The 13,346-nt window shown below is 57.3% G+C and carries 16 protein-coding genes; 8 read left to right on the top strand and 8 right to left on the bottom strand.

The genetic code is table 11. The features are described from left to right. Positions 1 to 22: 22 nt before the first annotated feature. Positions 23 to 1,162 (bottom strand): bifunctional diaminohydroxyphosphoribosylaminopyrimidine deaminase/5-amino-6-(5-phosphoribosylamino)uracil reductase RibD, encoded by a 1,140-nt coding sequence (gene ribD, locus EC915_RS18025; RefSeq protein WP_166651023.1) that lies wholly within the window; start codon positions 1,160 to 1,162, stop codon positions 23 to 25. A gap of 2 nt (positions 1,163 to 1,164) precedes the next feature. Further along, positions 1,165 to 1,629: a transcriptional regulator NrdR gene (gene nrdR, locus EC915_RS18020; protein WP_166651022.1), complete on the bottom strand. Its 465-nt coding sequence runs from the start codon at positions 1,627 to 1,629 to the stop codon at positions 1,165 to 1,167. Between the two features lie 163 nt (positions 1,630 to 1,792). On the opposite strand from nrdR, the gene EC915_RS18015 reads away from it, so the two are divergent. From EC915_RS18015 to trxA, 3 genes are all read left to right on the top strand, one after another. Then, the gene (locus tag EC915_RS18015; RefSeq protein ID WP_133751883.1) at positions 1,793 to 2,245 is read left to right on the top strand and encodes a YbaY family lipoprotein; all 453 of its coding nucleotides are present in this window, start codon (positions 1,793 to 1,795) and stop codon (positions 2,243 to 2,245) included. Then, positions 2,242 to 2,895 carry a methyltransferase gene (locus EC915_RS18010; RefSeq protein ID WP_133751882.1) on the top strand — a complete coding sequence of 218 codons (654 nt, stop codon included), beginning with the start codon at positions 2,242 to 2,244 and terminating at the stop codon, positions 2,893 to 2,895. Before EC915_RS18015 ends, EC915_RS18010 begins: the two co-directional genes overlap by 4 nt. 182 nt (positions 2,896 to 3,077) lie before the next feature. Then, positions 3,078 to 3,950 carry a thioredoxin gene (gene trxA, locus EC915_RS18005; protein WP_133751881.1) on the top strand — a complete coding sequence of 291 codons (873 nt, stop codon included), beginning with the start codon at positions 3,078 to 3,080 and terminating at the stop codon, positions 3,948 to 3,950. A gap of 144 nt (positions 3,951 to 4,094) precedes the next feature. Here trxA and EC915_RS18000 read toward each other — a convergent pair whose 3' ends face one another. Continuing rightward, positions 4,095 to 4,448, bottom strand: a complete 354-nt coding sequence (locus EC915_RS18000; protein ID WP_133751880.1) for a hypothetical protein — start codon at positions 4,446 to 4,448, stop codon at positions 4,095 to 4,097. 136 nt (positions 4,449 to 4,584) lie between these two features. Here EC915_RS18000 and EC915_RS17995 point away from each other — a divergent pair, with 136 nt between their 5' ends. From EC915_RS17995 to EC915_RS17975, 5 genes are all read left to right on the top strand, one after another. Then, positions 4,585 to 5,160, top strand: a complete 576-nt coding sequence (locus EC915_RS17995; RefSeq protein ID WP_133751879.1) for a DUF2796 domain-containing protein — start codon at positions 4,585 to 4,587, stop codon at positions 5,158 to 5,160. A gap of 64 nt (positions 5,161 to 5,224) precedes the next feature. Then, positions 5,225 to 5,935: an ABC transporter ATP-binding protein gene (locus EC915_RS17990; protein ID WP_133751878.1), complete on the top strand. Its 711-nt coding sequence runs from the start codon at positions 5,225 to 5,227 to the stop codon at positions 5,933 to 5,935. Position 5,936: 1 nt separating this feature from the next. Next, positions 5,937 to 7,202 (top strand): ABC transporter permease, encoded by a 1,266-nt coding sequence (locus EC915_RS17985; protein WP_133751877.1) that lies wholly within the window; start codon positions 5,937 to 5,939, stop codon positions 7,200 to 7,202. A gap of 28 nt (positions 7,203 to 7,230) precedes the next feature. Continuing rightward, entirely contained in the window at positions 7,231 to 7,734 is a 504-nt protein-coding gene (locus tag EC915_RS17980) for a DUF3299 domain-containing protein (protein ID WP_372237924.1), read from the top strand. Positions 7,735 to 7,882: 148 nt separating this feature from the next. Next, complete coding sequence (locus tag EC915_RS17975) at positions 7,883 to 8,569, top strand: OmpW family protein (protein WP_133751875.1); 687 nt, start codon at positions 7,883 to 7,885, stop codon at positions 8,567 to 8,569. 109 nt (positions 8,570 to 8,678) lie between these two features. On the opposite strand, the gene EC915_RS17970 is transcribed toward EC915_RS17975, so the two are convergent. From EC915_RS17970 to EC915_RS17950, 5 genes are all read right to left on the bottom strand, one after another. Then, complete coding sequence (locus EC915_RS17970) at positions 8,679 to 9,326, bottom strand: C39 family peptidase (RefSeq protein ID WP_256658773.1); 648 nt, start codon at positions 9,324 to 9,326, stop codon at positions 8,679 to 8,681. Further along, positions 9,323 to 10,597 carry a transporter gene (locus EC915_RS17965; RefSeq protein WP_133751874.1) on the bottom strand — a complete coding sequence of 425 codons (1,275 nt, stop codon included), beginning with the start codon at positions 10,595 to 10,597 and terminating at the stop codon, positions 9,323 to 9,325. The genes EC915_RS17970 and EC915_RS17965 overlap by 4 nt, the downstream gene beginning before the upstream one ends. Positions 10,598 to 10,667: 70 nt before the next feature. Continuing rightward, positions 10,668 to 11,054 (bottom strand): hypothetical protein, encoded by a 387-nt coding sequence (locus EC915_RS17960; protein ID WP_133751873.1) that lies wholly within the window; start codon positions 11,052 to 11,054, stop codon positions 10,668 to 10,670. A 147-nt stretch (positions 11,055 to 11,201) separates the two neighbouring features. Further along, complete coding sequence (locus tag EC915_RS17955; RefSeq protein ID WP_133751872.1) at positions 11,202 to 11,771, bottom strand: hypothetical protein; 570 nt, start codon at positions 11,769 to 11,771, stop codon at positions 11,202 to 11,204. Between the two features lie 792 nt (positions 11,772 to 12,563). Further along, the gene (locus EC915_RS17950; RefSeq protein WP_133751871.1) at positions 12,564 to 13,133 is read right to left on the bottom strand and encodes a hypothetical protein; all 570 of its coding nucleotides are present in this window, start codon (positions 13,131 to 13,133) and stop codon (positions 12,564 to 12,566) included. Between the last annotated feature and the right edge of the window lie 213 nt (positions 13,134 to 13,346).

The raw sequence follows: 13,346 nt of genomic DNA, 5'->3' as shown, positions 1-13,346 counted from the left end.
GCGCTTAAAGCGAAAGCCGCAATTATACGCCTGGGTCGAGGGCAGGTACCGCAATGACTCGCCAGTCATTGCCCACGGCACGCATTTCAATGATTTTCAGCTCCAATGCCTCGCTCATTTGCGCCAGCGGCAGCTCTAGCAACGGACGCGCGGATGAGCCCATGAACTTGCCCGCCACGAAGAGCTGGAACTCATCGACCAGGCCCAGTTGCGTGAAGGCACCGGCGAGCTTCGGCCCGGCTTCGACCAGCAGCTCGTTTACACCTCGCGCTGCCAACTCGAGCATCAGCTTGCGCAGGTCGACATGGCCGCCACTGCTGGGCAGCGCCAGGAGTTCATGCCCCTGCTCTTGATAACGCTCGCGTGCCGACGCGGCGGCGCAGGTCACGACCAGCACATTGCCGGCCTTGAAGAACGGCGCATCCAGCGGGACACGCAGGCGACCATCGATCAACACGCGCAACGGCGCACGGGTCACGGCCAGCGCAGTCAGTTCAGCGTCCAGACCCAGTTCGTCGGGGCGCACGGTGAGTCGGGCGTCGTCAGCCAATAGGGTGTCAGCCCCGGTCAGCACCGCACTCGATTGCGCTCGCAGCCGCTGTACCGCTGATCGCGCCTCAGGGCCGGTAATCCATTTGCTTTCTCCACTGGCCATCGCCGTACGGCCGTCGAGACTCATCGCCAGCTTGACCCGCACGTATGGCAGGCCATGTTCCATGCGTTTGAGAAAACCCTTGTTGATCGCCCGCGCCTCGTTTTCCAGCACGCCGCTCTGCACGGCGATGCCCGCGTTCATCAGCCGCAGCAGGCCACGTCCGGCGACGTCGGGATTGGGATCCTGCATGGCCGCAACCACGCGAGCGACACCAGCATTGACCAGCGCGTCGGCACACGGCGGGGTCCGCCCATGATGGCTGCAGGGTTCCAGGGTGACGTAAGCGGTGGCGCCTTTGGCCTGTTCCCCCGCCTGACGCAGGGCGTGGACTTCGGCGTGAGGCTCGCCTGCGCGCACGTGCCAACCTTCGCCGACGATCTGGCCATCGCGCACGATCACGCAGCCAACCCGAGGATTGGGATGCGTCGAGTAGACGCCCTTGCGCGCCAGCTCAAGCGCTCGCGCCATATAAAAAGCGTCGAGTACGCTCTGCTCTGTGGAGGACATGCTCACTCTTTAACCGGCTCGCGGGCCAGTCGGTCGATTTCTTCGCGGAATTCGTTAAGGTCCTGGAACCGCCGGTACACCGAAGCAAAGCGGATATAAGCCACTTCGTCGAGCTTTTGCAGTTCAGTCATCACCAGTTCACCGACGATCAACGACTTGACCTCACGTTCACCGGTCGCTCGCAGCTTGCTCTTAATATGAGCCAGCGCCGCTTCGAGGCGCTCGACGCTGACCGGACGCTTCTCCAGTGCGCGCTGCATACCGGCGCGCAGCTTTTCTTCGTCGAAGGGCTGACGGCTGCCGTCTTGCTTGATCAACCGGGGCAGGACCAGTTCGGCGGTTTCAAAGGTGGTGAAACGCTCGCCGCAGGCAACGCATTCACGACGGCGGCGAACTTGATCGCCTTCGGCAACAAGGCGCGAGTCAATGACTTTGGTGTCGTTGGCACCGCAAAAGGGACAGTGCATGGTGGCAGGCAACAAAAAAAGGGAGGGCCATGGTAGCGCATCCCGCCCGCAAGACAAGTCCGGGACTTTGAGGTATATACACGCGCATTCAGTGCAGCCAAATTCCTCACCCTCGGCGATACTGCGTCACCCCACCCGTATTTCTGTTTTGCTGGAGCTGTACATGTCGCTACGTTCGCTTGCTGTAATCAGCCTGCTCGGTTTGCTCGCCGCCTGTAGCTCCACAGAGCCGCCCAAAACCGCCGCCCCTGCCAAACCTGCACCCAACGCGATCAAACTGCCTGAAAGCGCAGGCCCGTTGCTGCCCTATCAACGCCAATTGAGCGGCCAGTTACTGGGCGTGCCGGCCGGTGCGGAAGTCGAACTGGCGCTCTTGGTCATCGATGATCGCAATCGTCCGCAGAAGCTGCTGAGCAGCACCAAACTCACGGGCAACAACCAATCGCTGCCGTTCCAGCTGCGCTTCAATCCCGAAGCTTTCCCGGCGGGAGCCCGGGTCGAACTGCGTGGGCGCGCCAGCCAGTCCGGCGTGTTGACGCTGCATCTGCCCTCGGTATTGATCGCCAGACCCGATACCCAATCGCTAGGCCAGTTGCAGTTCTTCAAAGCGCCATGACACCCCCGCCTCATCTGCAGGCGTCGTTAAACGAACTGTTAGGGGACGCCCGACTGGTGGCCGAGCCGCTGCCAGGGACCGACCTCAAGCTGTGGCTGCTCGACGCCGTGAACATGGACCGCGCATTCAGCCCGCAAGAAACCCGCCGCATTCTGGAGGAGCCACCGTATTGGAGTTTCTGCTGGGCCAGCGGCCTGGCCCTGGCGCGCTTTCTCGTCGAACTGCCGCAGTGGGTCGCGGGCAAGCGTGTACTGGACTTTGGCGCAGGTTCGGGCGTGGCGGGCATTGCAGCGATGAAAGCCGGAGCGTTGGAGGTTGTTGCATGCGATCTCGATCCGGTCGCAATCCAGTCCTGCAAGGCCAATGCGCAACTCAATGGAGTGAGGCTTGGCTATTCCATGGATTTCTTCGCCGAAGCGGATCGTTTCGATCTTATTCTGGTAGCCGATGTGTTGTATGACCGCGCCAATCTGCCACTGCTTGACCAGTTTCTAAGTCGCGGCAAGGAAGTGTTGGTGGCCGATTCGCGGGTCAGGGACTTCCAGCACCCGGCTTATGAGCGGTTGGGGGTTCTGGAAGCCCTGACCTTGCCGGACCTGGCAGAGCCATGGGAGTTTCGGCAGGTGAGTCTGTATCACGCAATGCGATGAACACGACAGTGCTGTGCTTCTGGCCGCAGGCCGTGGGAGTTCGGCTTGTTCCCGCGGCCTGCGGCCAGAATCGAAAACAACCATGTGCATCATCCATTCGCTGGCAGATCTTTCGCCCCGCTTCCGACAATCCCCCCAGCCCTTTATAGTTGCCGCCATTGAGTCTTTTTCCGAGAGTTGCGATGAGCCAGGACACGCCGTACATCTTCGATGCGACCACCGCCACGTTCGATCAGTTGGTCATCGAGAATTCGTTTCACAAACCCGTGCTGGTGGATTTCTGGGCTGAGTGGTGCGCGCCGTGCAAGGTGCTGATGCCGCTGCTACAACAGATAGCCGAGAGTTATCAGGGTGAGTTGCTGTTGGCCAAGGTCGATTGCGATGCCGAGCAGGATATCGTCGGGCGCTTCGGCATCCGCAGCCTGCCAACCGTAGTGCTGTTCAAGGACGGTCAGCCCGTCGATGGTTTTGCCGGGGCGCAACCGGAGTCGGAAATACGCAAACTGCTCGAACCTCATGTGCAGCTGCCGCCGCCTGCCGCTGCCGACCCATTGGAACTGGCCCAGGCCATGTTCGCCGAGAGCCACTTCGCCGAAGCGCAAGCTGTTCTGCAGACCATTCTGAGCGAGGACAACACCAACGAAGCGGCACTGATTCTTTATGCGCGTTGCCTGGCAGAGCGTGGCGAATTGACGGAAGCCCGCAGCGTGCTGGATGCAGTCAAAGGCGATGATCACAAGGCAGCGCTGGCGGGCGTCAAAGCTCAGTTGACCTTCCTTGGCGAAGCGGCTGCGCTGCCGGATGTCGCCGACCTCAAAGCCCGTCTGGCGCAAAACCCGCAGGACGACGAAGCGGCGCATCAACTGGCGATTCAGCAACTGTCGCGCCAGCAATACGACGCTGCGCTGGAAGGCCTGCTCAGACTGTTCATCCGCAACCGCGGCTACAACGAAGGACAGCCGCACAAAACGCTGCTGCAGGTGTTCGACCTGCTGGGCAACGATCACCCACTGGTGACGACCTATCGCCGCAAGCTGTTCGCTGCGTTGTACTGACGTCGCGATTCAGGAGACTGCCCCTCCTCCCTCTGCGGGAGCGAGTTCACTCGCGAAAAATCGCAACCGATACACGTGCGTCGTCTGGAATGCATCGCGAATGAGCTCGCTCTCACAGGAGGTCGTGCTCCTGTCCTGAAACAATCATTCCACCCAGTGATACTCAGGCGCATCGCCCTGGCTTTCGACCCTGACGTTGGCGCTGTGGCGCATGCGCACCATCAGACGCTTGCCTGCCGCTGTGCTCCCCGCCAGCCCTTCCAGCTGTCCGAGCAGCTCAGGGCCGCTCATATGCCCGGCCTTGCGCAGCAGCTCCTGAGCGATGTCCCAGACGGCATCGTTACGGGTGGCCAACGGTTTGACCGGCGCGGTACTTTGCGGATTGCTGTCTTGCAATGGGGTCCCGAACTGCGCGCCCAGCTTCGCCCAATCGCCGTCGTCCATCTCCACAGTCAGATCCACCGGCAGGTCGCCGACGGTTCCACGGATTCGCAGCATGATGTGTTTCCTCTGATTGGCGATGTGGCATGGTCCCACAGCACGCCGCCTGCAAACAAAAAAGTTAAGAAGTTGCGCAACGTATTGTTATAAGATCACATAACAATTTTTAGACCCTTTTCTGGAGCCCTTCCTCATGCGCTGTTTGCTACTCGCCCTGCCTCTCGCGCTGCTTCCTTTTGCCATCGCCTGCGCCGCAGATGCGCATGACCACGATCATGAGCACGGCAGCCTGGGCGCGCATGTGCATGGCGCAGCGCGTCTGGACATGGCACTGGAAGGCCGCACGCTGGCGCTGGAACTGGACACCCCGGCCATGAACGTCGTCGGCTTCGAACACCCCGCTACCTCTGATGCAGACAAGGCGACGCTGGCGCTAGCGCGCGAAACCCTGCTCAAACCTCATGGCCTGTTCAGCATTCCTGAAGCTGCCGAGTGCACGGTGATCAAGCAGACGCTGGAAGGCCCGCTGTTCGGCGACAAAGCCGATGATCATGGTCATGACAATGGCGACGCCGACGAGCATGAACACAGCGATATCAAAGGTCATTATCAGTTGACCTGCGCTGTGCCGGCCGTACTGAACAAACTTGACCTGACCCAGCTGTTCAAAAGCTTCCCTGCTTTCCAGACCATTCAGGTACAGCTGGTGACACAGAAACGCCAGCTGGGCGCCGAGGTACGGCCGAGCAACCCTGTAGTCAAGTTCTAAGCGCCACCTCTGCTCGCACGACCGGACTTTTCCGGTCGTTCACTTTCCAGAAATGACTCAGGCCATGACTCAAGCACTCATCGAGCTGTCCGACCTCGGCTTCACCTGGCCGGGCCACGCACCGCTATTGGACGTTCCGACATTTCGCCTTGAACCCGGCGAAACCCTGTTCCTCAAGGGCCCGAGTGGCAGCGGCAAAACCACGCTTCTGGGCTTGCTTGGCGGTGTGCAAAAGCCTGATCGTGGCAGCATCCGTCTGCTCGGTCAGGAGCTGGCACAGCTCTCGGCCGGTGCGCGTGACCGCTTTCGCGTCGATCACACCGGCTACATCTTTCAGCAATTCAATCTGCTGCCGTTCCTCTGCGTGCGGGAAAACGTAGAACTGCCCTGCCACTTTTCGAAACTGCGTGCTCAACGGGCGACGCAGCGCCACGGCAGCGTTAACAAGGCCGCTGCCACCTTGCTCGCGCACTTGGGTTTAAAAGATGCGCAATTGCTCGACCGCCGCGCCGATGCACTTTCCATCGGCCAGCAACAGCGCGTCGCCGCCGCTCGCGCGCTGATCGGTCAACCCGAGCTGGTGATCGCCGATGAACCGACTTCGGCGCTGGATGCCGACGCCCGGGAAGCCTTCATTAAGCTGTTGTTTGCCGAATGCCGCGAGGCCGGCTCCAGCCTGTTGTTCGTCAGCCATGATCAAAGCCTGGCGCCGTTGTTCGACCGCAGCCTGTCACTGGCCGAACTCAATCGCGCCGCCATCGCCACCGAGGTTTGAGATGTATCTTCTTCGCCTGGCACTGGCCAGTCTCGCCAACCGCCGCTTTACCGCCTTTCTCACGGCCTTCGCCATCGCTTTGTCGGTCTGCCTGCTGCTGGCGGTGGAGCGGGTACGTACCGAGGCCCGCGCCAGTTTTGCCAGCACCATCAGCGGAACAGACCTGATCGTCGGCGCCCGCTCCGGCTCGGTCAATCTGCTGCTGTATTCGGTGTTTCGTATCGGCAACGCCACCAACAACATCCGCTGGGACAGTTTCGAGCATTTCGCCAGCAGCCAGCAGGTGAAGTGGGCGATTCCGATTTCCCTTGGCGACAGCCATCGCGGCTATCGGGTAATGGGCACGAACGAAGCGTATTTCGAGCACTATCAGTACGGTCGCCAGCAGCATTTGGAGCTGGCCGATGGGCGAGCGTTCGCGACCGATCCGTTCGAGGTGGTGCTGGGTGCCGAAGTGGCCGATGCACTGCATTACAAGCTCGGCGACAAGCTGGTGCTGGCCCATGGCGTAGCGGTGGTAAGCCTGGTCAAGCACGACGACAAGCCATTCACCGTGGTCGGCATTCTCAAGCGCACGGGCACTCCGGTCGACCGCACGCTGCACATCAGCCTCGGCGGCATGGAGGCGATTCACATCGACTGGCACAACGGCATGCCGGCCCGGGGCGACGGACGTATCAGCGCTGATCAGGCGCGCAACATGGACCTGACACCCACCGCCATCACGGCCTTCATGCTCGGGCTCAACAGCAAGATTTCCACGTTCGCCCTGCAGCGCGAGATCAACGAATTCCGCGGCGAGCCGATGCTGGCAATCCTTCCGGGAGTGGCGTTGCAGGAGCTGTGGAGCCTGATGGGCACGGCAGAAAAGGCGCTGTTCGTGATTTCGCTATTCGTGGTATTGACCGGACTGATCGGCATGCTCACCGCGATTCTCACCAGCCTCAACGAACGGCGCCGAGAGATGGCCATTCTGCGCTCGGTCGGCGCACGGCCGTGGCATGTTGCGAGCCTGCTGATTCTTGAAGCATTTGCCCTGGCGCTTGCGGGTGCGGTCAGCGGTCTGGCGCTGCTGTACATCGGCATCGCCGCCGCGCAGGGTTACGTACAGGCCAATTACGGTCTGTACTTGCCACTGTCACTGCCCAGCGCTTACGAATGGACGCTGCTCGGCGGCATTCTCTGCGCAGCGCTGCTGATGGGCATCGTGCCTGCGTGGCGCGCCTATCGCCAGTCGCTGGCCGATGGCCTGTCGATTCGCTTATGAGGACGTTGTGATGCGCAGGTTGTGGGTAATGCTGTCCTTGCTGCTTGCGTCCAGCGCCTGGGGACAGGACTTACGGGTGCTGACGTGGCAGGAAATGATCCCGCCCGACGCGCCGCCAGTAAAGCTGATCACGGCGCCTATCCACGACTTGTCGAAAATGGCCGATGCATTGTCGATGGAAGCCGCGCCCGCGGCTCATCAGTTGGCCCCAGATGCGCCGGTGGTGAAATCCCTCAACGGCCAAAGGGTGCGCCTGCCCGGATACATCGTGCCCCTGGAGGTCAGCGAAGAGGGCCGCGTGATCGAATTTCTGCTGGTGCCGTACTTTGGCGCCTGTATTCACGTTCCTCCACCGCCGCCAAACCAGATCGTCCACGTCACCAGTGAACTTGGGGTCAAGGTCGACGAGCTTTATCAGCCGTACTGGATCGAAGGGCCGATGCAGGTCAAATCCAGCACCAGTGAACTGGCCGATGCGGGTTATCAGATGGAAGCGGACAAGATTTTGGTTTATGAGCTGGCGGATCAGTAATGATCGCCGAGCCCCACAGCGTTCGCGCCCTCTCAAAAGTTTCACCGGATTCAGGTTAATCGCCCATCCATTGAGCCAAGTCAAAAACCCGGGTTTAGACGCTTCGTAACATAAGGCATCCATTTTTTAATGCCTTTACGGAGCTCCCATGAACAAGTCCCTGCTCGGCGCATCTCTCGTTGCGCTTGCCCTCTGCACACCGATGGCTGCGCAGGCCCACGAGGCTGGCGACATCATCGTGCGCGCAGGCGCGGCGCGGGTGAATCCTAACGAAGACAGCGGCAATATCAAGCTCGACGGCACCAAGGTTTCCGGCACAAAAGCCACAGCTGACAACTCGACACAGCTGGGCCTGACTTTCGCTTACATGCTGACCGACCATGTAGGTCTTGAACTGCTGGCCGCCACACCTTTCAGCCACACCATTGGCGTGAAAGGGCTGGGCCCGGGGCTGGACGGCAAGCTGGCAGACGTCAAGCAACTGCCTCCGACACTGTCGCTGCAGTACTACCCGATGGACGCTTCGTCGAAATTCCAGCCTTACGCCGGTATCGGCCTGAACTACACCAAGTTCTTCGACACCGATCTGAGCGGCGAGCGCAAGGAACAGGGCTTCAGCAACCTCAAGCTCAAGGATTCGGTCGGCCTGGCCGGTCAGATCGGTATGGACTACATGCTCACCGACCGCATCATGCTTAACGCCTCGGTCTGGTATGTCGACATCGACACCAAAGCCAGCGTAGACGGCCCATCGGCACTGAGCGTCGGCAAAACCAAGGTGGATGTGGACATCGACCCGTGGGTGTACATGCTCGGTGTTGGTTACAAGTTCTAAAAGCCGAGAATGGCACGACGCCAGACCCTGTGGCGTGATACATCAAAGCCCGGCACACGCCGGGCTTTCTGGTGTGCGGGGGCTTGAGCCGCATCACGACGGGCATAAGTCATCGGTTGATCCACGTTTGCTGCAGCGATCTTGCCGTCTCCCTTTCAGGCGCTACATTGTGGCTCTCTGGGAGGTTCAGCCCGTGGGCGTCGGGTAGCCCGAAGCCAGCGCGCTCGACAATCAGGGTTTCTCCGTTCCACTGCTCTAACAGCTCGAAAAGCGGCATCCTGAGATGTCCACGGCTTGGGTCGGCGAGAAAAGCCCGCCCTTGGCTAACGCCTTTCAAGATCACGAAATGATTCAGCTCCGCGTTTCGTAGAAGAATGATCACCGGCCCCTTGAGCGCATTGACCGCGTCCGCAGGTAACATCACGCCCTGTGCGCCATAGCCCAGATGGTGCGCAGCACGTTTGAGGTCCAGCATGGAAAACCCCGTATAGACACGATCAGCAGCTTCTTCAGGTGGCAGCCTGAAAACCATATCCGCGAGCACCTGTCGCTCTTGCACAGGGTCTTCAAAATACTGCCGCAGCAGGATCGCAAGCGCAGCAGCACCGCACGAGTAATCAAGTGTCTGACGCTGAATACCCTGCAGAGGTATCTGCTTGATCGACATCAGTCGTGGGCCCGCATCGGCCTGCGCCGCTTGGCTGACAAGCGTACTCCACACAATCATCAGGCTGGTCAGGACCGCACGCCCAGTCAATTGAAGCGCCTTCTGAAGTTCAGCGACAGCGTGGCAGGCCCTGCGTCGTCATTGAGGCCAAACGTCAACTCGGGAGAAGCAACCCAGTCACCAGACAGTCGATAAGAGGCGCTGACAGAGAGGTCCAGGGGATCAGCATCGGATCCATAAATCGTTTCCCCGTCAGCGGTCAATTTCGAGCTGTACGCATAGGAAAGCCGCGAGCCCACGGAGAGCTTCTCGTTCAAGGCCAACCCCGCCCCCGCATAACTGTTGATCATCCAGCCGGGTTTTAAACGGTAGCCATCAATCGTTTCTGGAAAAAAGTGCCGGTAACTCAAGCCGCCGAACAGGATCGCAGGGTCGGTGCTGCGCACGAAGGCAAGCCCCGGTGCGACGCTCCAATGACCGGAGCCGTTATTCAGCGGATCCTTCCAGTTATTGAGGGCATCGTTGTAGCGCTTTCGTCCCGTCGGCGCAGTGACGTCGAAGGTCAACGACACTGCAGGCCTGGCAAGACTTTCCTCAATCAACTGGTATTGAACGCCAAACCCGAGGTCGCCCATCTCCCACGCGTCGGTGTCGCGCACGTATTCGTTTGTAGAAACATCCTGAACCGTACTGTAGGTAACAGGAACGGTCACATATCCCTCGAGACCTTCGTCTAACCCGGCGCGAAGGGAAGTCCGCAGCTCCAGACGTCTGGCCACATAGGAGGACTTCTGAAAATAGCCACCCAGCGAATATTGGCTACGGTTTTGCGTGTAGGCAGCGCCCATATCAAGTTCGAACTGTCCGGGAGCCAGAAGAACAGTAGAGCCTGTCAGGAAGTCCAAAGGCGCCTGCTCGTACATGTCCTCGCCATATTGTTGAGCGGCGGGACCCACGTTGGCCTTATCGGCTTGCTTGCCGACGGATTTTTCATCGGCGAAATCACGGGTCAGTGCCTGAATGATGTCCACGTCAACGGATACCAGGCCAAACGTGGGAGAGTTCAGCCGCGTGGTGCCGTCGGGGGCGAGTTGCAGGCGACCTGCGGCGGTATCGCCATTGATGAAATGGACAGTGTAGGAAGCGTCAGCCGCCATCGACTTCATTTCACTCGTCGATACCCAGACTGCGGCGCCGTATTTCGTGTCGAAGATGCAGAGGCCGTTCTGCAACGAGATTATTTTGCCGGAGAATATATCTCCGTTTTTAAGATGAACCGTGTCAGCCAGCGTGACGTCGTTGATGAATGCGTACAGCGTGCATCCAAAAACTGCGCGCACTGATTTGAAGCCGCCGATCATTGTGCGTCCTTTGTTGATGGGAAAAAATGGCCGCGAACATAAGTCGCGGCTGTGAGGCTGCGCTAGGGAACTACCATCTGAAGGTTGAGATGGGCCGATTCCAGCTGGTTGTGCGCCAGCCGAAGTTCATGGGTTGGCCGGTGGTCTTGTCTAGGGCCTGAAGATGCGAGTCTATTCGAACCGAATAAGCCGAGTTCCACGTGTTTGGATTACTGATTCTATCTGCGAACCAAACGTCACCGGCAACATCGTGAACTACCTCATTCTCAACCACGGTGTTTCTCACACCCGGATTATAGGAAAAACCATGCCTGATGTAAGATCGATAATCATCCATAGCTCCGAACTGCTTCCAGGTAACGTGATAGGTTTTTAATCCCAAGGTGACGCTGGGCAGCGGTTGACCGAGAATTTTCGCAGCGCCTCTGATTTCATCGAGTTTTTGATCACTCATCATCGAGAGATCAGCTCTTTGAGATTTTAGTGCTAGTAATATCGAGCTTTCAGCATGAGCCGATATAGACGCAATACAGAAGAAAGCGGCGAGCGAAGTTGTAATTATTTTCGTCATCTTTGCCTTTGCACTTTTATCGAGTAATATTGTTCAAGACAGGCTTATGCCTAACCGGCTCATAACTTCCATCATCTCTGGATCAGAGCTAACACTTTCCGTAAATGCTTGGTGCAGCTTCTCATTCAGACTCGGGTCATTTTTCAAGGCGTAATAGCACTCCGCAGTATTGCCCAAGCCACTGTTGTCGTAGAGCTCTCGAATATGAGACTGAAGAAGCGCAGCATACGCCGCCTGGTCCTGCGGGGACCCTTCCATATATGCGACATTCTCAGGTGGTACGTAATTATAAGGCAACCCCATGGTTAACATATAAGTTATATCGTTATAATAGCCGGCCATCCAGTTAGGCACAGCATAAGCCTCATCCGGCAGTCCAGGCACGAACCCTGAAGACTTCGAAGACACCTTCGCTGCCAGATCGTCATCATCTTGTTGAGCTGCCGCAATCGCCGAATAGGAAAGGCTGACGGTGTCTTTCTTTCCCACTCCATCTGCCACTTCTGTCGAAGCGGCAACAGTGTCGGAAGTTCCGGAGGCTGGCGCTTTGGTTGGGAGCGCCGCAACGAGAGCCTGGGTGGATAATGAACCATTAATATTCATGGACGTCCTCGCGATATTTTAAATGTCGATCAAGATCACACCCACTGGACCAGTGATGAATAGTGAGCTCGACAATACTAGATCATTAGCAACGCGATTTGAATCAGAAAACCCGATAAAAACAGTTTATCAAACAGAAGAAGACAATGTATTACAGACAATCAACCACATACAGTACAGATAGTAATCTCCGACACCTTACAAGTCTGTCACTGCTACTTTCAATTATCGCAGGGTCCGAATAGCAGAGGATTTCAAGACCGCTTTCTTCACGTCACCGTTCTCACAGTTGTGATACGGCGGCTCGGACTACGCAGCTAGGCCGATCAGGTGGTGCGCATCTGCCAGCGCGACATCATTGGTCAACACATAAGGCGCACACTGAAAACCGCACGCTCACTTGAAGCGGGTAACTATCGTGCGTCCTCTTTATGTAAAAAAGGAACAGCCGCATACGATACCATTCTTTACAACCGACCCAACATCCCACGGACTGTAGTTATTTTCTGCAAGCCGGCAAGAGCAATAATCGTCCAAAGCACCGAATTTCTTCCAGATTACTTGATACGATTTAAAGCCTAGCGTAACGCTTGGCAACGGCTGACCAATTATTTTCGCACCTCCTTTGATTTAATTTAATCGCTCATCCTCCATCATGCCAAATTGCACACCTTGATCGATCAGTACTGAAAGGAGGAAACTTCAGCAACGCTGGTTGTAGAAGTGGCCAGTACAACCTTGATTACTTTATTCATACACCTTTTTATGTCCTGTCGAAAACCAGGGAATGCTCTAAGATACGTTTACACCCATTTTATTCATCAAACTTATTATCTCCGGATCAGCGCTCACGCTGTCGGTGAAGGCCTGGTGCAGCTTCTCATTTAGGCTCGGATCAATTTTTAATGCGTAATAGCGTTCCGCAGCATTGCCTAGACCGCTATTTTCATAGACAGCCTGAATATGAGTTTGTAGAAGCGATGCGTAGGCCTTCATATCATTTTGTGAACTAGCTGCAAACGCGAGGTTCTGAGGTGGAACATAATTGCCAGGTATGCCCATGGTCAATTTGTAAGTTAAATCCCGGTAGTAACCTGCCATCCAGCTCGGAACAGCATAAGCCTCATCCGGTAGCTCAGGCACGCCCCCTGAAGACTTCGAAGGCACCTTAGCTGCCTGACCGTCATCATCTTGTTGAGCTGCCGCAATCGCCGAATAGGAAAGGCTGACGGTGTCTTTCTTTCCCACGCCATCTGCCACTTCTGTCGAAGCGGCAGCAGTGTCGGAAGTTACGGAGGCAGGCGCTTTGGTTGGGAGAGCCGCAACGAGAGCCTGTGTGGATAATGAACTGTTAATATTCATGGACGTCCTTGCGATATTTTAAATGTCGATCAAGATCACACCCACTGGACCAGTGATGAATAGTGAGCTTGACAAGACTAGATCATTAGCAACGCGATTTGAATCAGAAAAACCGATAAAAACAGTTTATCAAACAGAAGAAGACAATGTATTACAGACAATCAACCACATACAGTACAGATAGTAATCTCCGACACCTTATAAGTCTGTCAC

The organism is Pseudomonas sp. LP_7_YM (assembly GCF_004364435.1).
Classification (GTDB): domain Bacteria; phylum Pseudomonadota; class Gammaproteobacteria; order Pseudomonadales; family Pseudomonadaceae; genus Aquipseudomonas.
The sequence above is the reverse complement of the archived record's forward strand: the minus strand, read 5'-3'. Positions and strand labels throughout refer to the sequence as shown.